The following is a 20,151-nucleotide window of genomic DNA, read 5'->3' as shown; positions in this document are numbered from 1 at the left end:
CGTAGCAGTTCGCCATATTGCTCCCTTTCCATGGGACTGAGATGGCTGAGACTGATGTCAAAGGCGTCGCTGAGAGTTTTACGGCCCCGCTCGCACACTTTGCGTCCCAGCGGGGTGAGGTTGATTTCAAATCGCCGCAAATCCGAAGCTACTGTTTTTCTTTCCACGTACTTCAATTGTTCAAATTTCTTGATCAAAAAAGTCACCGTGGGCTTGGGCAAGGTCAGGCGTCTGGCAAGAGCGGCCGGATGCTTCAGTTCTTCAATTGAAGCCAGCAGAAAAACGCCTTTGACGTCCAACTTATCCGCAGCCAATGCGCGTTCCGCATTTTGCGTGATCAGTTCGTAGAATTGAAGGTGCAACTGCAGGAGGCGCCAATTATTCATATTTCTCCTTGACGGGTCGGCGATATAGTTTAATGTGGAACTATTCAATATGAAATAGTTCCACATAGCGTAGCCCACCTGGGGAAACATTGCCATGGCTAAAACAGTTTTGATCACCGGGGCCTCGAGCGGCATCGGGCGGGCTACCGCGCTTTATTTCGCCGAACAGGGCTGGAACGTCGCCGCGACCATGCGCGATCCGCTCAAGGCCGATCCCGCGCTTAAACATCCGCAAATCAGCTTGTTCCCATTGGATGTGACGAATGGCGACTCCATAACGCAAGCCATAAGCGCTTCGTTAAGTCGCTATAAAAAGATCGATGTGCTGCTCAACAACGCAGGCTACGCCTTATTCGGCCCGATTGAAGCGGTCGATAATCAGCAAATCCAAGAGCAATTTGCGACGAATGTATTCGGCTTAATCAATGTCACGCAACAAATACTCCCCGCCATGCGAAAAGCGGGCGAAGGTTTGATTATCAATGTCTCTTCCATTATCGGCCGCATGGCTCTTCCCTACGCCTCATCATACATCGCGACAAAATTCGCAGTGGAAGGGTTGAGTGAATCGATGCGCTATGAGCTGGAGCCGTTTCATATCCGCGTCAAAATAATCGAACCCGGCAGCATCAATACGGAATTCGGCAAGGGCAGCATGCAAACGGCGGTGAGCGACCCTTATCGAGTAAGCCTGGCCAAATTTTTGGCTATATTTACGAAAAGGAACTCTGGAGGGTCCAGGCCGGAGGAAGTTGCGAAAGTCATCTACCGCGCGGCGAATGACCCAAGCAATCGGTTACGATACCTCGCCAAACCCGGCCCATTTTTTCGGCTGAATCGAGTTTTGCCCGATGCGGCGTGGCGGCGGTTGCTGGTGAAAGCAATGGTGAAATAGAAGTTATTTCGGTAAATTGAGATGATCAGCCGCCGCGACCGATCCAGGCGCCTACAAACAACCTGATGCTTCGCTGTCCTGATAAATCGGTTGTGCGTTTTGTTGGTCTAACCGAGATGGTCGAGACCGCAGCGGCGTGCGAACTTATCCAGAGCGTGTGTCTCTCGAAAAGGTTTTGAGAGACGAGCGGCGCGGCGGCCAGTCGTCACAAAGTCCCGCGAAAACGCCCCTCGAAACTCATTCTCGATTCCGGCCTCTCAAAAGGTCGCGGGAGGCGTAGGTTTTGAGAGGTGCAGCAATCAGGAATTTTGACGAAGCAATTTTCAAAACGCGTCAGGCTCTAGCTGTCTAACTAACGCCACATCGTCTCCCTAGGGACGCGCGCCGTCCGCCGACCATTCTGGGCGATCGAGGCTGGCGAAGGGAGGCTCCATGTCGAATTCGCGGCTGATCGTCCTGGCGATACTGGCGTCGCTCGGCCTTTGCGGATTCGCCTTTGCCGACGACGCGCCCGCCGATCTGCATGCGCCGGCGCCGAAGCTGAGGCCGAAGGACGCGAAGCCAGCCGCTCCCGCGGCGGCCAAGCCTGGGATCAGCGCCGCCGAGGCGGTGCGCCGCGCCAACGCCTGGCTCGACGGCGCCAAGACGCTGATCGCGAATTTCGTCCTGGTCGGACCGGACGGCCATCGGGCCGAAGGCAAGTTCGAATTGGAGCGCCCAGGCCGCATGCGCTTCCAGTTCTCGCCGCCCGACCGGCTAGAGATCGTCGCCGACGGGCGCAGCTTCGCCGTGCGCGACCAGAAAATGGACACCCAAGACCTCTATCTCATCAGCCAGACGCCGCTGAAATTCCTGCTCGCCGACCATTTCGATCTCGCCAAGACCACCCAGGTTCTCAACGTCGACGCCAACAACGACAAGGCGGTGTCGATCCTCATCGAGGACAAGGCGACGCTCGGCGGCTCGGCGCAGATCGAACTCCTCTTCGATCCCTCGACCTTCGCCCTCAAGCAATGGACGGTCAACGACGCTCAAGGCGCGCAGACCGTGGTGAGCTTGTTCGACATCGACCTTGCGACCAAGCCCGATGAAGCGGAGTTTAAGATCGACGAGCAGCGCATGATCGGGCAGAAGCACTAGAGCGTGCGGCGATTCCGTCGAATCGCGCCATGCTCTATCCGCTCTTCCCCGCCGTGCGACGATGCCGGTCATCCGCGGCGGGTTGGCAGGCGCGGTCTACTATGGGGACAAACCGGACATGGAACGGGATCGTTTTCAATTTCGGTGAGCTTCCCTTGACAGCTTGCCCGCCCTGCGGCCGATTGTTTTAGTTAGGGAGAAGCCTCACGATGACCATCGTCATTACCGCCTTTGAACGGTCGCCCGATGGCGGCAAGGGACTGGCGCGCGATACGCGCGTTCGCTGGGCGCTTGAAGAAGCTGGCCAGCCCTACGAGGTTCGCCTGGTTTCGTCCCGCGCGATGAAGGAGCCAGCGCATCGGGCGCTGCATCCTTTCGGCCAGATTCCGACCTATGAGGAGGGCGATCTCGTCCTGTTCGAGACAGGAGCGATCATGCTCCATATCGCCGAGCGCCATGCGGGCCTGCTGCCGGTCGATTCCAATGCCCGGGCGCGCGCGATCGCCTGGATGTTCGCCGCGCTCAACACGGTGGAGCCGCCGATCCTTGAACTCGTAACCGCCAGGTTTCTGGAGGGCGATAAGCCCTGGACTAAAGAGCGCATGCCTCTGGTCGTGGATCGCATCCACGCCCGTCTGAAGCAACTGTCCGATCGTTTGGGCGATGCCGAGTGGCTCGATGGCGCCTTCAGCGCGGGCGACCTGATGATGGCGTCGGTGCTGCTCAGGCTGAAACCGTCGGGCATCCTGAACGAACACCCGAACCTTGTCGCCTATGTCGCCCGCGGCGAAGCGCGGCCCGCCTATATCAGGGCTTTCGCCGCTCAATTGGCGGTTAACGCGGGCAAGCCGCCGGCCGGCTGATGGAGGCGCGGATAGGGATTGGCGCCGAAGGGTCAAGGCGGTGGGAGTGCCATGTCCTTTTGGTGTGCGACGCGGCCATCAGGCCGCGTCGCACACCAAAAGGACATGAATGCAAATAGCCGCGCCGACGAGACGCAGTCATCCCGAAGGGACCGTAGCGTAGCGGAGGACCGGCGCAGCCGGTTGACGGCGACTCGGCGGCGTGGCCACCCCCGGCGTAAACTAAGAACTGCCCGCCCCCTTACGGCAAGTAAATGAGCGAAAGCGCCGGCCGGCGAAACACCGACCGTCCCCGCCTCAAAACCCCGCCGGCGTCCTGTCGAACCACGGCTTCGCCTGTTCAAGTTGCGCGGCCAATCGAACAAGCGTCGCTTCATCGCCCATCCGCGCAGCGAATTGCATGCCGATCGGCAAGCCGGCGGCGTTCCAGCAAAGCGGCAATGATATTGCGGGTTGGCCGGTGACGTTGAACAGCGGCGTGTACGGAATGAATTCAAGCGATTTCGTCGCCAGCACTTTCGCCAGGCCGCTCGCTCTCATGAACCATCCAGCCCGCAACGGGCCGATGATGTTCAGCAGCGCCCGTTCCGCGGCGGTCGGCTGTAGCGCGCCGATCAGCGTTGGCGGCGCGGCGAGGGTCGGCGTCAACAGCGCATCGTAATCTTCAAAGAAATCGCCGACGCGGCGCGACCAGCTCTGCAGATAATTGGCGGCGGCCGCATAGTCGCCCGCGCTCCACGAGCGGCCAAGCAGGCCGATCACAAATGTAGCGGCCTCAAAATCCGCAAAGCCAAGTTTGCGGCCGGCGAGCTTGCCCGCCTGCGCAATGTCGGCGGACGTTTCCCCGGCGACGATCGTCATGAAGGCCATCAGCCATGGTTCTGCATCGAACGGCGGCGTCGCCTCGACGACGTCATGGCCGAGGTCTTTGAGCAAAGAGGTTGTCGCATTCAGCCCTTCCAGGCAATCGGCGTGGATCGTCTGGGCGAGGAATGGCGCCGTGGTGTAGCCGATGCGCAGCTTGCCGGGCGGCGTGGCGGCCTCTGAGAGATAGGGACGCGCCGGCGCCGGGATTTCATAGGGCGCGCCTGCATCCGCGCCGGCGGTCGCATCAAGCAAAGCCGCGCTGTCGCGCACCGAGCGGGTGACGGCGTGGCCCACCGCAAAGCCGCGCCAGCTCTCGCCGACGATCGGCCCGAGCGGCGTGCGGCCGCGCGTCGGCTTCAGTCCGACGAGGCCGCAGCATGAGGCGGGAATGCGGATCGAGCCGCCGCCGTCGGTCGCATGCGCCATCGGCGCGATGCGCGCGGCGACCGCCGCGGCCGAGCCGCCGCTCGAGCCGCCTGGTGTGCGCGAGAGGTCCCAGGGATTTCTCGCCGGACCGAACGCTTCGGGCTCCGTGACCGGCGCCAGGCCAAATTCCGGCGTGTTGGTTTTGCCTACGACGATCAGGCCTGCTTTTTTATAGCGGCGCACGATCTCGCCGTCGTAATCGCAAGGGATTTTCGCGAGGACGCGATTGCCGTTGCTCATGGGGGCGCCCGCGAACGGCGCCATCAGATCCTTGAGCAGGAAAGGCACGCCGGCGAACGGCCCTTCATGGGCGCCCGCGGCGGCGAGCCGCGCGGAATCATAGAGCTTAGAGATGACCGCATTAATCCTGGGATTGCGGGCCTCGATGCGCGCAATGCATTCCTCAACAAGATCGAGGACGCTGACCTCGCCCTTGCGCACCAGCTCGGCCAGGCCCAGACCGTCATAGCGCTCGAATTCACTCATGCCGCCCATGGATTCCCCCCCAAAAAAGAATCCTCGGGCGAAGGGGACGCGCACGCTTCGCGCGCGGTCTATCTTCCCCGCGAATTCCAGATTGATACTGTGTCAATTGGCGGAATATTCAAAGCCGCTTTTGCGCACGGCGTCTTGCCTTTCCAATCGCCTTGGCGCCTGGCGGTCCGTCGCAGGTCGAGCAGTTCTTATTTTGGCATCCGTTACGTCATGGCCGTGAGACCACACGGTTGTCCGGTTGATTTTTTTCGGAGACGTTGGCGCGGCGAACTCCCTCCCCCCTTGTGGGGGAGGGCCGGGGTGGGGGGTCGCGCTAACCCCTCTGATTGCGGGCTTTGAGAAGATTCTGAGAGGCCCGTGCGACCCCCCTCCCTAACCCTCCCCCACAAGGGGGTAGGGGATTCTCGCGCTCTCATCTTATCGCGAGAATCCTTGCATTGAGGCGCCATTCGTCTCAATCGGCCGCTATGTCTGGCCGTTCCAAAGTATGTCAATTTCCTCAACCGGACTGCCGTGTAACAAGCACGGCCATGACGGAGGATTGCCGCCTCCCGGCCGTAACGAGAGCTGCCGCCGCAAGTCAGGCGCTCTTGACGCTGGCCGCCATAGACCGTCACGTTGGTGCGCACTCAGCAAGTCCAGGGAATGCCATGCCAGCCAGCGCCGCCGATCTTGTCGCCCGTCTTGACCTCGAAACCATCGAGGTCGACATATTTCGCGGGCGCTCGCCGCAAGATAGCTGGAAGCGCGTCTTTGGCGGGCAGGTGATCGCGCAGGCGCTGGTCGCCGCCTCGCGCACCGTGGAGGGGCGGACGCCCCATTCGCTGCACGGCTATTTCATGTTGCCCGGCGATCCCCTTGTGCCGATCGTGTTCGAAGTCGACCGCATCCGGGACGGCAAAAGTTTCACCACGCGCCGGGTCAACGCCATCCAGCACGGCAAGGCGATCTTTTCGCTCTCAGCGTCCTTTCAGGTTGAAGAACAAGGCGTCGAACATTCCTTGCCGATGCCGGCGGCGCCCGATCCCGACACGCTCGTCGATTCGATCGATCTTCTGCGCTTTGCGGGGGAAAAGGCGCAACAGCGCATGCAGGAATTTGCCCATCGCATTCGACCCATTGAAATTCGCCCGATCGATCTGTCTCGCTATGCGCCCGGCGCACGCGGCGTGCCCAGAGAGCCCAGGCAATCTCTGTGGATCCGTATCGCAGGGCGTTTGCCCGACGATCCCGCCATCCACCGCGCCGCATTGGCGTTCCTGTCGGATATGACGCTGATCGATACGGCGCTTGTCGCCCATGGATACAGCGTGTCCGACCCAGAATTCCAGGTCGCCAGCCTCGATCACGCTCTATGGTTCCATCGCCCGTGCCGCGCCGACGAATGGCTGCTTTATACGCAGGACAGCCCGAACAGCGGCGGCTCGCGCGGCTTGACGCGCGGCCTCCTCTATTCCCGCGCGGGCGTTTTGGTGGCGAGCGTCGTGCAGGAAGGTCTGATCCGGCGGCGGCGAGAGGGCGCGTGACTTCGAGAGGGACAAGCAACGGGCGATCCTATCAGAACGCGCAGAATTGTGTGCCGCTTCAAGGCCGTTTGAGATCGAGCGTCGCCAGGAATTGATCCGCAATCGGCCGCCACCTCTCGGGATAAAGCCGCAGCAAATGGCCGTCGCCCGGAACGCCGTCGATGAGCTCAAAACGCGCGCGACCGCCGGCCGCCGTGAAGGCCTGATAATATTCCCGGATCAGGGCTTCATCATAGAGCTTGTCGTTGTCCGCATAGAGCCAAAGCTGCGGAACCTTGTCCGCCGCGCCGCGGCCAGCATTCGCATAATACGGCGTGGTCACCGGTCCGTAGGGATACCAGCCGCCGGAGAAATTCACCACGCCCATGACCTCGCTGGGCTTGAGGCCGGCATAGTGCATGGCGAGAAACCCGCCGCGCGACTGGCCGGCGAGCAGTACCGGCCCCGGCCTTACGCCCGGCAGTTTGCGGCCATAGGCGATCGCCGATTCCAGATCCTCGACGGCTTGCGCGACGCCTGACGAAACATCAACGAGGCTACCCTCATGATCGCGTCCAAAATCATCCTCGCCGTTGATTCCCTCGGACCTTCCGTATCCACGGCGCATCAGCGCAAGCACGGCAAAACCTTTGTCGCGCAGCCAATGCGCCTCGGTCGAGAATGACCAGGTCCTGAGCTGATTTCGGCCGACTTCCGATCCGTGGGTGATGATCGCCAGCGGCGCCGGCCCAGGACCGGCGGGCGGATAGAATGTCGCCTCGAGCATGATTGGCCGTGCGCCATCGGGCGTTCGAACCGTAAGATGCGGAATCGATACGCGCGCGCCGGGCCAGGGCCATTCGATCGGTCGATCCCCTGCCGCAAGGCGCGCCGCATCGGTGCGGACCAGCGTTCCCGAGGTCACGCCGCCGTTTTTAAGGGTCGCGGTCATGTACAGCCGGTCGGGACCATCGAAGGCGTATCGGAAGGTGCGAAATCCCGTCATGGTCAGCACGCCGTCGACGATCGTCGCCTGGTCCCGCCACCACTCCCGATTCGTGCCGTAGAACGCCGAGTCTGCTTGCGCAAAAACCACGTTCGCATGCCCATCGGGCGTGACGCGCTCGACCACGAGAATATGCCTGTCGTCATGCCAGGTCCCGATCCACGCGCCTTGAAAGCGGGCGATCTCGGGCGGCGCGTCGGGCGCCGGAATCTCCATATCGAACTTGTCGGGCAGCGGAACGACCGACTCCGGATCAACGGTCAGCGGTTGGGCCTGAGCGTTGTGCATCCAAGTCATGGATACCGCCACAATCGCCATCAGCAAGTTGCGCATGTTCCGCCCGAAGCCCAGCCGAAATCCCGCTCCGCGATGGCCTCGCGGACGCAGACGCATCGAGGTTATGCACTGCTAGGAAGCTTCCCTGGCGCGCCAGCATGCGCTCCGGCGCATCATGGCAAAACCGTGCGGCGCTCTCAAGACGGGAGCAGGAGGTGTTCTGTGACGCCACGAAGTCGGCATCGCTTCAGCGTGTGGCGCATCGCATCATTTTGCCGCGCTGAGGAATTTTGTCGCTGTCGGGGCCTGCGGAACTCTGGCAAGCCTTTCGCCCGGCAGATCGTGGGTTCGCAGCCCGATTTCTAGGCGCCCATTTTTTAATCAACGCAGCCAGCGCGGCGGAAAGCTGGAGAAGGGCATCCCCTTCCATTCCCGCTGAATATTCCAATATTTCATAGACTTACCTTGCCAGAACCTGCTTGGCACAAGGCTTGTTAAGAAAGCCCGTGAGCGGGGCGACTTTGGCGCGCCCAGCCGACACCGCGCGGGGATGGGGGCGCTCGTTCTCTAAGCCCTGGGAACCGCCAAGCTGGGATGAGGCACATGAAAATAGTAATGGCAGTGATTAAGCCGTTCAAGCTTGAGGAGGTGCGCGACGCGCTCACCTCCATCGGCGTGCACGGCCTGACGGTCACCGAAGTCAAAGGCTATGGCCGGCAGAAGGGGCACACGGAAATCTACCGCGGCGCGGAATATGCCGTGAGCTTTCTGCCCAAGCTGAAGATCGAAGTCGCGGTCAACGCCAATCTTGTCGATCAGGTCATCGAAGCCATCACGGCGGCCGCGCGCACCGGCCAGATCGGCGACGGCAAGATCTTCGTTTACGGCATCGACTCGGCGGTCCGCATCCGCACTGGCGAAAAAGATTCAGACGCCCTCTGAGGCGACCCCATCCTCATTCCAATCGGAGTTTCCTCAAATGAAACTGTCTAGGTTCCTTGCTGGCCTCGCGCCGGCGCTGGCGATCGGCGCGCTGATCACCTTTACCGGGTTAAGCCCTTCGCGCGCTGACGACGCGCCCGCGGCGCCCGCCGCCGCCGCTCCTGCGGCTGCGGCTCCCGCGGCCGCTGCGCCGGCGGCCGATGCAACCGCGGCGCCCGCCGCCGCCAAGCCGGCCCCGCCGGCGACGCCCGCTTGCGCGGCCGGCGTAGCGGCTGTCGACGCCACGGACAAATATGCCGCCGTCCCGGCCGTCCCCGCCGTTCTCACGAACTGCACGCCCTCGGGCGGCGACACCGCCTGGATGCTGACCTCCGTCGCGCTGGTGCTCATGATGACCATCCCGGGCCTCGGCCTCTTCTACGGCGGCATGGTCCGCAAGAAGAACGTCGGCGACACCGTGATGACCAGCTTCGCGATCACCTGCCTGATCACGGTGCTCTACGCCGTCGTCACCTACAGCCTGGCGTTCACTCCGGGCGGCTGGTTCATCGGCGGAACGACTCGAGCGTTCCTTCAGGGCATATTGAGCGACGTCAATAATGGCGGCATTGGCAATCCCAATCCGTTGGCGCCGACGATCCCCGAGACGGTCTACATGTGCTTCCAGTTGACCTTCGCGATCATCACACCGGCCCTGATCGCCGGCTCCTTCGCGGAGCGCATGAAGTTCTCGGCGATGCTCTGGTTCATCGGCTTGTGGGCGATCGTCGTCTACGCGCCAGTCGCTCATTGGGTCTGGGGTCCGGACGGCATGTTCTCGACGGCTAACCTCGACGACAAGGGCAACTTCGCTGGCAAGGTGATGGTCCTCGACTATGCCGGCGGCACGGTCGTGCACATCAACGCTGGCGTCGCCGGTCTGATGGCGGCCCTGATGCTTGGCAAGCGCCGCGACACCGGTCCTGGCCACAATATGGTGCTGACGTTCATCGGCACCGGCTTGCTGTGGGTTGGCTGGTTCGGCTTCAACGCCGGTTCGGCGGTCTCGGCCGGCGTGCAGGCCGGTATGGCGATGACGGTCACCCAGATCGCCACCGCTGTCGCAGCCCTGACCTGGATGTTCGTCGAATGGGCCCATCGCGGCAAGCCGACGGTCATCGGCATCTGCTCGGGCGCCGTCGCCGGCCTCGTCGCTATCACGCCGGCTTCGGGTTTTGTCGGTCCGATCGGTTCGATGGTGATCGGCGTCGCTTGCGGCGTCGGCTGCTACCTCGGCGCCACCGCCCTCAAACACGCCTTTGGTTACGACGACGCGCTTGACGCCTTCGGCGTGCATGCCGTCGGCGGCATCATCGGCGCGATCCTGACCGGCGTGTTCGCGATCAACCAGTATAGCGGCCATTCCGGCTGGATCGAGGGCAATCCGGGTCAGGTGATCAACCAGCTCATCGGCGTGGGAACGGTCATCGTCTATGACGCGATCCTCTCGCTGATCATCCTGAAGATCATCGATGTGACCATCGGCCTTAGGGTCAGCGACGAAGTCGAGCGCGACGGCCTCGATCTCGCGCTGCATGGCGAGGTCGTGCAGTAAGACAAACCAAGCCGGGCGGCGGCGTCATGCGCCGCCGCCCTCGCCTTCTGATTTCTTCGTTTCCTCCCCAACTCAGCGCCCTCTCGCGAGGGCGCTTTTTTTTTGCGTTTTCGCAGCGATGGAACCCCAGGTCGCGGTCGTCGCGGCGCGTCGAACGGGCGCTGTCCAGGGCGATGACACCATTGGGAGAACGGCTCGCTCCGGCGGCGCGAGCGACGCGAGGAGACCTTCGCCCCTGGGCCGACTTCGCCCGGCCGCAGTTTTTCGTTTCACGGACAGAGAGCGTCGCGCACCCATTAAGGTTAGGCCGGCATTAACTCCGCGCGCCTAGCTTGCGGCAAGACCGGCGCCGGGCGCCGCGCCCCGATCCGGTCGAGTGCGGACCAAGCTATGCGAACCACGAGCTTTTCGATCATCGACTACCTGCCCGATTCTCTTCGGGAATTTCCCAAACGGCGCGCGGCCGAGCTGATCGGCCTTGGCGTCCTCACGGGCGTCGGGGCGATGTCGCTCGCCTTGCTGACATGGTCAGTCGAAGATCCCAGCTTGAACCATGCGACATCGACGGCGATCCACAATCTTTTGGGCGCCCCCGGCGCCATCGCCGCCGACATTGCGATGCAATCCATGGGGCTTTCATGCGTCGTAGCGCTGACGCCGCCGGCATTCTGGGGTTGGCGCCTGATGACGCGCCGCAGGCTGGAGCGCGCGCGCATCCGGGTGGCTCTTTGGCTCGTCGGCTCGACCGCGGCCGCCGGCCTCGCCTCATTCCTGCCCGCCCCTGCCCGCTGGCCGCTGCCGACGGGCCTTGGCGGCGTCCTGGGCGACGCCGTCTTGTGGCTTCCCCGCTGTTTCTTCGCGGGCTCGGCGAGCGGCATGTTGATCGCCGGCTTGACGCTGGCCGGCGTCGCCATCCTGACTTTGACGGCGGCGGCCGGCTTTGGCCTGATGCAGACGCAGGACGATGACGAGTTCGAGACGAGAGCCAAGACCGTCGCCCCGCCCCGCCGCCGCGTCGAAGAGCCGGTCGACAACGAGGACGAGGATTCGGAAGGCGAGCCGGGCTTTGGCCTGGTCTCGCTCGGCGCGGCGATCCATGTCGCGCTGACCGTCAAAAGCGCTGTGCGGCGCTTGTTTGCGGCGAGGAAGCGTCAGGGAGAGCCCGGCGGCGTTCCCCCGCGCGCGCCATGGCTCAATCGCCAGAGCAGCTTTTTTTCCTCGGGCGACGATCATTCCAGCGCCCTCGCATCGCCCCGCCGCGTCGAACCGTCTTTCGGCGCGACGGCGCCTGGCCGTGGGCCAGCGCCTGCCGCGGCGCCCGCCGATGTCGCCCAGCCGGCCGCGGCGAGCGCGGTCTCGCGCGTCGCCGCGCCCGCCGGCGCCCTCAAACCAGGGCGGCGCATCGCCAACGAAACGCAGCCTTCGCTGCTCGATCGCATCAACCACGCTTATCAGCTTCCCCCGCTGTTCATGCTGGCGGAGCCCAAGAAACTGGTCGCCTCCAAGATTTCCGAGGACGCCCTTGAGCAGAACGCGCGTCTTCTCGAAGGCGTGCTCGACGATTTCGGCGTCAAGGGCGAGATCATCAACGTCCGCCCCGGCCCTGTCGTGACGCTCTATGAACTGGAGCCGGCGCCGGGCATCAAATCGTCGCGCGTCATTGGCCTCGCCGACGATATCGCGCGCTCGATGTCGGCGATCTCGGCCCGCGTCGCCGTGGTGCAGGGACGCAATGCGATCGGCATCGAACTGCCCAACCAGCGCCGCGAAACCGTCTATTTGCGCGAACTCCTCGCCAGCCAGGATTTCGAGAAGTCGAAACACCGCCTGCCGATCGCGCTCGGCAAGACGATCGGCGGCGAGCCGGTGATCGTCGATCTCGCGCGCATGCCGCATCTGCTCGTCGCCGGCACGACCGGTTCGGGCAAATCGGTCGCCATCAACACCATGATCCTGTCGCTGCTCTATCGGCTGAAACCCGAACAGTGCCGGCTCATCATGGTCGATCCGAAAATGCTCGAACTCTCCGTCTATGACGGCATTCCGCATCTGCTGACGCCTGTCGTCACCGATCCGAAAAAAGCGGTGGTCGCCCTCAAATGGGCGGTGCGCGAGATGGAGGACCGCTACAAGAAAATGTCCAAAGTCGGCGTACGCAATATCGACGGCTTCAACGTGCGCGTCGCGGAGGCCGCCGCCAAGGGTGAAATCATCACGCGCACGGTGCAGACCGGCTTCGATCGCGAGACGGGCGAGGCGATCTACGAACAGGAGGAGATGGAGCTCTCCGAACTGCCCTATATCGTCGTCATCGTCGACGAAATGGCCGACCTGATGATGGTCGCGGGCAAGGATATCGAGGGGGCGATCCAGCGCCTCGCGCAAATGGCGCGCGCGGCCGGCATCCACCTCATCATGGCGACGCAGCGTCCGTCGGTGGATGTGATCACCGGCACCATCAAAGCGAATTTCCCGACGCGCATTTCGTTCCAGGTGACCTCGAAGATCGACAGTCGCACCATTCTTGGCGAGCAGGGCGCCGAGCAGCTCCTCGGCCAGGGCGACATGCTCTATATGGCGGGCGGCGGACGCATCTCGCGCGTGCACGGGCCGTTCGTCGCGGATAATGAGGTCGAAAAAATCGTCGCCCATTTGAAGACGCAGGGCCAGCCGGAATATCTGACCGCCATCACCGAGGACGAGGGCCCGAGCGAAGATGACGAAGGAGGCGGCCCCGCCGCTTCGCCCGGCTCGATGGACGCCGAGGAAGCGGGCGATTATTACGACCGCGCCGTCAACATCGTGCTGCGCGACCGCAAATGCTCGACGAGCTATATCCAGCGCCGTCTCTCGGTCGGCTATAACAAGGCGGCCTCCCTGGTCGAGCGGATGGAGAAGGAGGGGGTCGTCGGTCCCGCCAATCATGCCGGCAAGCGCGAAATCCTGGTCGGCGAGGGGGTCGATCGCGGCGCCTTCTCGGTCGAACAGGACGAGTAGCAGGTCCGTCGTACGAGCAGAACCCAGAAGACCACAATCATGCGGAGTCGCTGAGAAAATTGCTGTCTGAAATAAATGTGCAGGACCCTGCCCACTGAGGAGCTTGCGCCGGCCCGCACAGCCTCTCGTTTGCGGCTACGCGACAGATCGCTAGCGTCCCTGTGGCTCAATGAGTTCGCATCAACCCGTCCGCAAAGAAAGCTGGAGTTTGTCATTCAAATGAATTACAAACACTGACCAGCTTGTTGAACGGAGAAAACGCCCATGGCCGCCAATGCACTCGTGCAGACGCGTATCGACTCGGCCGTAAAAGAGCGTGCGGCGGCGGTTTTGGACAATATGGGTCTGACCATCTCCGACGCGGTGCGTATCTTGCTGACCCGCATCGCCAAAGAGGGCGCCCTACCCCTCGCGTTTGCAACCGATCCTGCGGCCTATGACGCCTGGTTCCGGGGGAAAGTGCAGGAGGCTTTAGAGGATACGCGTCCCCCGATCCCGCACGAAGATGTCGAAGCTCATTTCGTGAGGCGGCGCGCGACAGCCCTCCGTAGAGCCGCCGAGGGCGAGATGTGAAGCTTGAGTGGTCCCATTTTGCGTTGTCGGATCGCGACGAAATTTTCGATTACCTCGAAGCGGATAGCCCACGCGCCGCCATCATGATGGATGACCGGATTAGCGCCTTCGTCGCCCTGCTGATCGAATTCCCGGAGCGCGGCCGCCCTGGTCGCATAAAGGGCACGCGCGAGTTGATCATTAACCAAACGCCATATTTGGCCGCCTATCGGGTTATTGGCGACACTGCGCACATTCTGCGCATCTTGCATGGGTCGCGGCGATGGCCTGATGCAATGCCGGATTGAGGGGCTCATGTGCAGCGATATGATTACGACAATTGGGCGGACGAACCCGGGCGGCAGCGCGTCCAATTAACGCCACATCGGCTCCCTACAGCAGCGCGGCGCGGCCGGCGCACACGAAAAAAAGCCGGCGAAGGAGCCATCATGTCGATGTCGCGGTTGATCGCTTTGCTGGCGCTGATGCTGACCGGCCCCGGCGGATTCGCGCTGGCGCAGGACGCCCCGGTCGACCTGCATCCGGCCGCCAAAGCCACGCCCGGCGCCAAACCGGCCAAAGACGCCAAGGCCGCGCCAAAGCAGGCGATCAGCAGCGCGGAGGCGGTGCGCCGCGCCAACGCCTATTTTGAAAGCGCGCAGGTCCTGACCGCCGATTTCGTGCAGATCGGCCCCGACGGCCATCGCTCCGAAGGCAAGCTCTATGTCGAGCGGCCCGGCCGCATGCGATTCCAGTTCGCGCCGCCCGCCAGGCTCGAGATCATCGCCGACGGGCGCAGCGTCGCCGTGCGCGACCAGAAGATGGATACGCAGGACCTTTATCTCATCGGGCAGACGCCGCTGAAATTCCTGCTTGCCGATCATATCGATCTGGCCAAGGACACCCAGGTTCTGCGCGTCGAGACGAATGACGCCGCCGTGTCGATCCTGATCGAGGACAAGGCGACGCTCGGCGGCTCGGCGCAGATCGAACTGCTGTTCGATCCGACGACCTTCGCCCTCAAGCAATGGACCGTCAACGACGCGCAGGGCTACCAGACCGTCGTGACGCTGTTCAATATCGACCTGACGACGAAACCGGACGAAAGCCTGTTCACGATCGACGAACAGCGGATGATCGGGCAAAAGCACTGAGCGCTGCGCAATCGTCGCGCCGATAACAGGCCGTTCGAGAGACCTGTGCGGCGCATGGTCTGTGGGCAAGTGCGCGCGCGCTCTTGCAACGGCGCGGGAAGCCGCCATTGTCCGCCCGCTCTCTTGGCATAGCAGGCTCCCTTGCGCTTCACCGTCTCGACCTGGAACATCAATTCGGTGCGGCTGCGCATCGGCCTCGTCGCGCGTTATCTGCAGAAGCAGCAGCCGGACGTCCTGTGCCTGCAGGAGACCAAATGCCGCGACGCCGAGTTTCCCCTGTCCGAATTTCACAAGCTTGGTTATCAGCATATCGCGATCAACGGCCAGAAGGGCTATCACGGCGTCGCCATTGTCTCGCGCTTTCCCATCCATTCCAGCCGGAAGCGCGAATTCTGCGGCAAGGGCGATTCGCGCCATATGCATGTGACGTTAGGCGGGGCGGCCGCGGGCCTCGACATCCATAATTTCTACGTGCCGGCCGGCGGCGACGAGCCGGATCCCGAAATCAACGAGAAATTCGCGCACAAGCTCGCCTTCCTTGATGAAATGGAGGCGTGGACGCGCAGCGACAAGATCGCGGCGGGGCGAGCGATCCTTGTCGGCGATCTCAATATCGCGCCGCTCGAACATGACGTCTGGAGCCATAAGGCGCTGCTCTCGGTCGTCAGCCACACGCCCATCGAAGTCGAAAAACTCAACGCGGTCCAGGCGGCGGGCGAATGGGTCGACGCCTTGCGCAAATTCGTGCCCGATAGCCAAAAGCTCTATACGTGGTGGAGCTATCGCTCGCCGGATTGGGCGCTCGCCAACAAGGGGCGCCGGCTCGACCATGTCTGGGTCAGCCCAAAGCTCGGCGCCAATCTGCGCGCGATGGAGATATTGCGTGACGCGCGCGGCTGGGAGCGCACGTCCGATCATGTCCCGATCATGGTCGAACTGGACCTCTAGCGCGCGCCGCAAAGAAGCGGATGCCGGTTTGTCGCGAAGCGCGCGCGTTTTCGGGGAATATAGAGCCTGTTGCGATTCAATCGAATCGTAACAGGCTCTACGCGCCGCTCTCTCCCCGCTATGCGTTCGCTTTTGGGAAGCCGAGCTGTTTGCAGCTAACGCGGTGGGCCGATCTCTGCGTGGCTCAACGGTCGGCCCGCCAAAAGCTTATTCTGGACGAACTCGGCGACTGTGGCGCGGAAGGGGGTGGTTGGCCGCCCAATCAGCCGGGCAAGGTCGCCGCCACCCTCAAATAGCGCCCCCTTCGCCACGCCCGCATCGGTGTCCGACAAGATCATGGCGAATTTTTCGGGCACGCCGGCACTAAGCAGCGCCGTTCGGTAATCTTCCGCGTTCATGTTCCGGTAGGGGAGCGGCTTGCCTGAGGACTCCGCCACAGCGGCGACAAAATCCGCCAGCGTGTAGGAGGCGTCGCCGGCCAACTCGTAGGTGCGGCCGGCATGGTCGCCGCCCGCCAGCACGACCGCCGCAGCCCTGGCGTAGTCGGCCCGGGCGGCGGACGAGATACGGCCCTCCCCGGACGCGCCGAGAAACGCGCCATGCTGCAAGGCGGGCGCAATCCTCCACGTATAAACCTCCGTGTACCAACCGTTCCGTAGCAGCACGAACGGCACGCCGGACTCCGCCAAGGCGGCCTCCGTTTCGCGATGCTCGCCCGCGAGGAACAGCGGGGACGTGTCCGCATGAAGGATGCTCGTGTAGGCGATCAGGCCAACGCCCGCGTCCTTCGCGGCGGCGATGACGTTGCGGTGCTGCGCCGTGCGCTGGCCTAGCTCACTGCCGGAAACCAGGAGAAGCCGATCCACGCCCGCAAGCGCGCTGGCCAGCGTCTCCGGCCGGGAATAGTCGGCGACGCGGACCTCCACGCCTCTGTCGCGAATCGCGACCGCCGCCTCTTTGGCGGGATCGCGCACGCCCGCCACGATGGCGCTGGCGGGCGCTGTCTCAAGGAGCGCGTCAATGACCAGGCTTCCGAGCTGGCCGGTGGCGGCGGTGATAAAGAGCGTGGGCGTGGCGGGCATGATCGTTTTTCCCTGTGGTTTGCATCCGACACAAGGTAACTAAGTGAGACCATGGGCGGCGTGAAGGAGGCAGGATTTTGGGACAAGGTGAGGCAGCAGTAACCGCCCCGGCAGCCGTTGACGCGGCCAGTCACTCCTTCGTCGAAGACCTGCCCGATTGGTCGCCCGACGCCCAATGCCCAGTGCGGGACGTTCTCGATCGCATCGGGGATAAGTGGTCAACGCTGATACTGGTTACTCTCGCGGCGGGCCCGCGCCGGTTCAGCGCCGTCCAGCGCGCGATCCCGGACATTTCCAAGCGGATGTTGACGCAGACTTTCCGCGACCTGGAGCGTGATGGCCTGATCGCGCGCGCGGTATTCCCGACCAAGCCGCCCAGCGTCGAGTACCGGCTAACTCCTCTTGGCGCCACGATCCTTGAACCGCTGGCTTCTCTTGTCCGTTGGGCCAATCGAAGCCATGCCGCAATTAAGGACGCCCGCTTGGCGTTCGATGAGGCCGTCTACCGGTGACAAAGCTACGGCGCTTCGTCAGATTTCCCGCTGTCTGTCCGTTGACCACCAAACGCAGACGCCACGCCCGTCCGCATGAGGGGCGCCGAGCGTATGATTTGACCGCTGGCGCCGGCGCGGGTCCGGCGGCGCGCTTGGCCTGATTGGGGGGTTGCGCGAGGGCGAAACGCGCGCGCTACGCCGATTCCGCCAGTTGATTCGTCCCGTGCCGCAACCGGATCTTGCGGTCCGGGTGCTGTTTCACCGCTTCCTCGAAGGCCGCACGGGCGATCAGGGCGTCTCTGACGACCGCCAGCACTTCCTCGGGCCAGCCCCGGCTATCCATCGCCTCGACCTGAAACATCTGTCGGGTTCGTTTGATTTTGGGAGGCCCCAACATGTCGCCATAGGCTCGAAGCGCCGCCAAGGCGAGATCGACGCATTGCGGCGTCAGATGCGCGCCGGCGCCGCGTTGGGAATGTTGCGCCAATTGATCGGCAAGTTTGTGGATGTCGCCACTCGCCAAGCTGTCAATCGAATCGGGCTCAATCATGAGGTGACACACCGCCGTAAGGTTAAGCGCCGCCGACTATGAATCCCGGAATCGCCGCGAAGAGAATTGGCCCTCATCTCAGCTACCCGTTCTTTCCACTCAGTAAACGATCGGAATGATTTCCACTGGAGCGGAAATCGAGCGAGACACAGAACGGCTCTCTAACATTAAGCGGCGTCGGACACATTTCCCGTAATCGACGTGGGGAGAATTGGCCTTCACGCCTGCGGCCCGTTCTTCCGAGTCAGTAAACGTTTGCGCGACAAAACGACACATCAGCGATATCGGATAATAGTATGAGGGGACGAGCCGGAAAACGGCGAATCCCCTAGTTTCGATATGCGGCAAAGTGACGCATAGAGGGGCGAATTTCCCTTGATTTCATTCTCCGCGCGGGACGCCGGCGAAAATCGCAGGCGACTTTGCCCCCCAAACGAGCCTCATTGATTGCACGGCATGTCGCATAATTTTCACGGCAAAGGTGTTACAAAATGTTTACCATAAAGTTTCACCGCAGGCTTGGCGGCGGGGGTTTTCCTTAGCGGCGGCGATTTTCGCGACTTTTAGCCGCCGCCAGGCGATGCGCCTTTCCATTGGCCTGGCGCGGCTTTCACAATTCGAACAAAGGGCGCTACGCCGATTCAGCCAGGACGCGCGCGTGGTGTTTCAATCTGATTTTGCGGCCAGATTGCCACTCCGCCGCCTCATCAAATATGGCCCTGGCGATCAACGCGTCGGAGGCAAGCGCCAGAATCTCTTCGGCGCTCCCTTCGGCGACCACGGCCACCACCTGGAATGGGTGCGCCTCGAACGCTGGCTGGGACTGCTCGACGGCCTCGATATGGGCGCGAAGCGCGACCAGCAGCCGTTCAACCAAATCGGGCGTCAAATGTGCGCCCGCGCCGGTTCGCGCACAGATTTCAAGATGTGCGACCAACTTTCCGATGTCGTCGACTGATTCCATAGCCGACTCCTCTGCGCTGCGGCCGATTTTCTCCGTCCCTTTGGCTACCGGGGCGCGACAAAAACTCATGCCTGCAAAGCCCTGAAAACTCCGTCGTATTTTCCGTCAGACGTCTGCGACTCACCAGCCTAATTTAGAGGGGAGGCGTCTCTTCGCGACCGTTTGGAAGCCTGCATCTGTAGCCGCCTGCTGTTCGACGGTCGCGACCGTCATGTCGCCGTCAGAGGGGCAGTGCGCCGCGACGATGACGATTCATGGGCAGGATATGGGCTATTATATGACGATATAAATTAGTACAATATTAGATTGCTTTTATTATGCTGACTTCAATGCCGCCATTGCGGCGCATGCCGGGGAAACAGGAAACCAGCCGACGCCGAACGAGGCATGATTATCGCGGCGGCTACCCTTGTCGCAATATCGCGGCGCAGGCGGACGCCGATCCGTAAAACGGGAGGAGCAGGCATGGGGCCGTTATGGAACAAAGGCCGCAACGCCGCAGACGAATTCGCGATGGGCGCGCCGAGCTTCCTTCCGCCTTTGACGCGCGAGATGGCGATCTTCTTCGACCCTTCCGCCCCCGATCAGGCCGATGACAGGAGCGTCAGAGGCGCCAGCGCCATAGAATTCGCGCTAGTTTTTCCGATGTTCGTTCTCCTTATATTTGGATTGATTTGTTACGCTACAGTAGAAAATACGTACATTGGAACTCAAGAGCTTGCAGCAGAAGCTGCTCGGGCGTCGGTCGCTGGAATGTCTGATACAGAGCGCTCAAGCATAGTTACGACATTTATCAGCAGCAATATAGGATCTTATACTTTCCTCGATCCAAAGAAAATTTCAGTGACGTCAGCGACAGTTAGCACCAGTCCATCCACCTATCAGGTGAATATTACTTACGACATGTCCGGTTCATTCGTCTACCAGTTCAGCAATCTGCTCCCGCTGCCCTCGCCGACGATCCACAGGACAGCCGTCGTCTTGAACGGGGGCGCGTGAAGCGCGCCATTGCCAA

Annotated in this window: 18 protein-coding genes and 1 pseudogene; 13 read left to right on the top strand and 6 right to left on the bottom strand. The window is 62.3% G+C overall.

What is annotated here, in order from left to right; genetic code table 11:
* A pseudogene (locus GSQ90_RS32125) lies at window positions 1-503 on the bottom strand (MarR family transcriptional regulator); the annotation flags it as partial.
* On the opposite strand from GSQ90_RS32125, the gene GSQ90_RS16200 reads away from it, so the two are divergent.
* From GSQ90_RS16200 to GSQ90_RS16190, 3 genes are all read left to right on the top strand, one after another.
* Window positions 481-1,281 (top strand): SDR family oxidoreductase, encoded by an 801-nt coding sequence (locus GSQ90_RS16200; RefSeq protein ID WP_158815892.1) that lies wholly within the window; start codon window positions 481-483, stop codon window positions 1,279-1,281. The pseudogene GSQ90_RS32125 and the gene GSQ90_RS16200 sit on opposite strands and share 23 nt — an antisense overlap.
* 432 nt (window positions 1,282-1,713) lie before the next feature.
* Complete coding sequence (locus GSQ90_RS16195) at window positions 1,714-2,421, top strand: outer-membrane lipoprotein carrier protein LolA (RefSeq protein WP_158815891.1); 708 nt, start codon at window positions 1,714-1,716, stop codon at window positions 2,419-2,421.
* A 209-nt stretch (window positions 2,422-2,630) separates the two neighbouring features.
* Window positions 2,631-3,284: a glutathione S-transferase family protein gene (locus tag GSQ90_RS16190; RefSeq protein ID WP_158815890.1), complete on the top strand. Its 654-nt coding sequence runs from the start codon at window positions 2,631-2,633 to the stop codon at window positions 3,282-3,284.
* A 297-nt stretch (window positions 3,285-3,581) separates the two neighbouring features.
* Here GSQ90_RS16190 and GSQ90_RS16185 read toward each other — a convergent pair whose 3' ends face one another.
* Window positions 3,582-5,072 carry an amidase gene (locus GSQ90_RS16185; protein WP_158815889.1) on the bottom strand — a complete coding sequence of 497 codons (1,491 nt, stop codon included), beginning with the start codon at window positions 5,070-5,072 and terminating at the stop codon, window positions 3,582-3,584.
* A gap of 650 nt (window positions 5,073-5,722) precedes the next feature.
* Here GSQ90_RS16185 and GSQ90_RS16180 point away from each other — a divergent pair.
* Window positions 5,723-6,598, top strand: coding sequence for an acyl-CoA thioesterase II (locus GSQ90_RS16180; protein WP_158815888.1), 876 nt, complete (start codon window positions 5,723-5,725; stop codon window positions 6,596-6,598).
* A gap of 58 nt (window positions 6,599-6,656) precedes the next feature.
* Here GSQ90_RS16180 and GSQ90_RS16175 read toward each other — a convergent pair whose 3' ends face one another.
* Window positions 6,657-7,880, bottom strand: coding sequence for a serine aminopeptidase domain-containing protein (locus GSQ90_RS16175; RefSeq protein ID WP_246731628.1), 1,224 nt, complete (start codon window positions 7,878-7,880; stop codon window positions 6,657-6,659).
* Between the two features lie 582 nt (window positions 7,881-8,462).
* On the opposite strand from GSQ90_RS16175, the gene GSQ90_RS16170 reads away from it, so the two are divergent.
* The 7 genes from GSQ90_RS16170 to GSQ90_RS16140 all read left to right on the top strand — a co-directional run bounded on the left by GSQ90_RS16170 (window position 8,463) and on the right by GSQ90_RS16140 (window position 16,046).
* Window positions 8,463-8,801 carry a P-II family nitrogen regulator gene (locus tag GSQ90_RS16170; protein WP_158815886.1) on the top strand — a complete coding sequence of 113 codons (339 nt, stop codon included), beginning with the start codon at window positions 8,463-8,465 and terminating at the stop codon, window positions 8,799-8,801.
* A 361-nt stretch (window positions 8,802-9,162) separates the two neighbouring features.
* On the top strand, window positions 9,163-10,395 hold the full coding sequence (locus tag GSQ90_RS16165) for an ammonium transporter (RefSeq protein WP_246731630.1): 1,233 nt from the start codon (window positions 9,163-9,165) through the stop codon (window positions 10,393-10,395).
* 390 nt (window positions 10,396-10,785) lie between these two features.
* Window positions 10,786-13,392 (top strand): DNA translocase FtsK, encoded by a 2,607-nt coding sequence (locus tag GSQ90_RS16160; protein WP_158815884.1) that lies wholly within the window; start codon window positions 10,786-10,788, stop codon window positions 13,390-13,392.
* 264 nt (window positions 13,393-13,656) lie between these two features.
* Window positions 13,657-13,965: a type II toxin-antitoxin system RelB/DinJ family antitoxin gene (locus GSQ90_RS16155; RefSeq protein WP_158815883.1), complete on the top strand. Its 309-nt coding sequence runs from the start codon at window positions 13,657-13,659 to the stop codon at window positions 13,963-13,965.
* Window positions 13,962-14,252, top strand: coding sequence for a type II toxin-antitoxin system RelE/ParE family toxin (locus tag GSQ90_RS16150; RefSeq protein ID WP_158815882.1), 291 nt, complete (start codon window positions 13,962-13,964; stop codon window positions 14,250-14,252). Before GSQ90_RS16155 ends, GSQ90_RS16150 begins: the two co-directional genes overlap by 4 nt.
* Window positions 14,253-14,393: 141 nt before the next feature.
* Entirely contained in the window at window positions 14,394-15,098 is a 705-nt protein-coding gene (locus GSQ90_RS16145) for an outer-membrane lipoprotein carrier protein LolA (protein WP_158815881.1), read from the top strand.
* A 141-nt stretch (window positions 15,099-15,239) separates the two neighbouring features.
* Window positions 15,240-16,046, top strand: a complete 807-nt coding sequence (locus tag GSQ90_RS16140) for an exodeoxyribonuclease III (RefSeq protein ID WP_158815880.1) — start codon at window positions 15,240-15,242, stop codon at window positions 16,044-16,046.
* A gap of 155 nt (window positions 16,047-16,201) precedes the next feature.
* Here the strand turns inward: GSQ90_RS16140 and GSQ90_RS16135 are convergent, their stop codons facing one another.
* A complete protein-coding gene (locus GSQ90_RS16135) occupies window positions 16,202-17,128 on the bottom strand; it encodes an SDR family oxidoreductase (protein ID WP_158815879.1) in 927 nt (308 codons plus the stop codon).
* 149 nt (window positions 17,129-17,277) lie between these two features.
* On the opposite strand from GSQ90_RS16135, the gene GSQ90_RS16130 reads away from it, so the two are divergent.
* A complete protein-coding gene (locus GSQ90_RS16130) occupies window positions 17,278-17,640 on the top strand; it encodes a helix-turn-helix domain-containing protein (RefSeq protein ID WP_246731629.1) in 363 nt (120 codons plus the stop codon).
* 175 nt (window positions 17,641-17,815) lie between these two features.
* On the opposite strand, the gene GSQ90_RS16125 is transcribed toward GSQ90_RS16130, so the two are convergent.
* Both GSQ90_RS16125 and GSQ90_RS16120 read right to left on the bottom strand, forming a co-directional pair.
* Window positions 17,816-18,172, bottom strand: coding sequence for a hypothetical protein (locus GSQ90_RS16125; protein WP_158815877.1), 357 nt, complete (start codon window positions 18,170-18,172; stop codon window positions 17,816-17,818).
* Between the two features lie 631 nt (window positions 18,173-18,803).
* Window positions 18,804-19,136, bottom strand: a complete 333-nt coding sequence (locus GSQ90_RS16120) for a hypothetical protein (protein WP_158815876.1) — start codon at window positions 19,134-19,136, stop codon at window positions 18,804-18,806.
* A 387-nt stretch (window positions 19,137-19,523) separates the two neighbouring features.
* Here GSQ90_RS16120 and GSQ90_RS16115 point away from each other — a divergent pair, with 387 nt between their 5' ends.
* A complete protein-coding gene (locus GSQ90_RS16115; protein WP_158815875.1) occupies window positions 19,524-20,135 on the top strand; it encodes a TadE family protein in 612 nt (203 codons plus the stop codon).
* Window positions 20,136-20,151: the final 16 nt, after the last annotated feature.

Source organism: Methylocapsa sp. S129 (assembly GCF_009765995.1).
Taxonomy (GTDB): domain Bacteria; phylum Pseudomonadota; class Alphaproteobacteria; order Rhizobiales; family Beijerinckiaceae; genus Roseiarcus.
This window is presented reverse-complemented; position numbering and strand designations above follow the sequence as displayed.

Coding starts and splice junctions, on each gene's coding strand:
- GSQ90_RS16200 (WP_158815892.1), top strand. CDS start 481: ATGGCTAAAACAGTTTTGATCACCGGGGCCTCGAGCGGCATCGGGCGG.
- GSQ90_RS16195 (WP_158815891.1), top strand. CDS start 1,714: ATGTCGAATTCGCGGCTGATCGTCCTGGCGATACTGGCGTCGCTCGGC.
- GSQ90_RS16190 (WP_158815890.1), top strand. CDS start 2,631: ATGACCATCGTCATTACCGCCTTTGAACGGTCGCCCGATGGCGGCAAG.
- GSQ90_RS16185 (WP_158815889.1), bottom strand. CDS start 5,072: ATGGGCGGCATGAGTGAATTCGAGCGCTATGACGGTCTGGGCCTGGCC.
- GSQ90_RS16180 (WP_158815888.1), top strand. CDS start 5,723: ATGCCAGCCAGCGCCGCCGATCTTGTCGCCCGTCTTGACCTCGAAACC.
- GSQ90_RS16175 (WP_246731628.1), bottom strand. CDS start 7,880: ATGACTTGGATGCACAACGCTCAGGCCCAACCGCTGACCGTTGATCCG.
- GSQ90_RS16170 (WP_158815886.1), top strand. CDS start 8,463: ATGAAAATAGTAATGGCAGTGATTAAGCCGTTCAAGCTTGAGGAGGTG.
- GSQ90_RS16165 (WP_246731630.1), top strand. CDS start 9,163: ATGCTGACCTCCGTCGCGCTGGTGCTCATGATGACCATCCCGGGCCTC.
- GSQ90_RS16160 (WP_158815884.1), top strand. CDS start 10,786: ATGCGAACCACGAGCTTTTCGATCATCGACTACCTGCCCGATTCTCTT.
- GSQ90_RS16155 (WP_158815883.1), top strand. CDS start 13,657: ATGGCCGCCAATGCACTCGTGCAGACGCGTATCGACTCGGCCGTAAAA.
- GSQ90_RS16145 (WP_158815881.1), top strand. CDS start 14,394: ATGTCGATGTCGCGGTTGATCGCTTTGCTGGCGCTGATGCTGACCGGC.
- GSQ90_RS16135 (WP_158815879.1), bottom strand. CDS start 17,128: ATGCCCGCCACGCCCACGCTCTTTATCACCGCCGCCACCGGCCAGCTC.
- GSQ90_RS16125 (WP_158815877.1), bottom strand. CDS start 18,172: ATGATTGAGCCCGATTCGATTGACAGCTTGGCGAGTGGCGACATCCAC.
- GSQ90_RS16120 (WP_158815876.1), bottom strand. CDS start 19,136: ATGGAATCAGTCGACGACATCGGAAAGTTGGTCGCACATCTTGAAATC.
- GSQ90_RS16115 (WP_158815875.1), top strand. CDS start 19,524: ATGATTATCGCGGCGGCTACCCTTGTCGCAATATCGCGGCGCAGGCGG.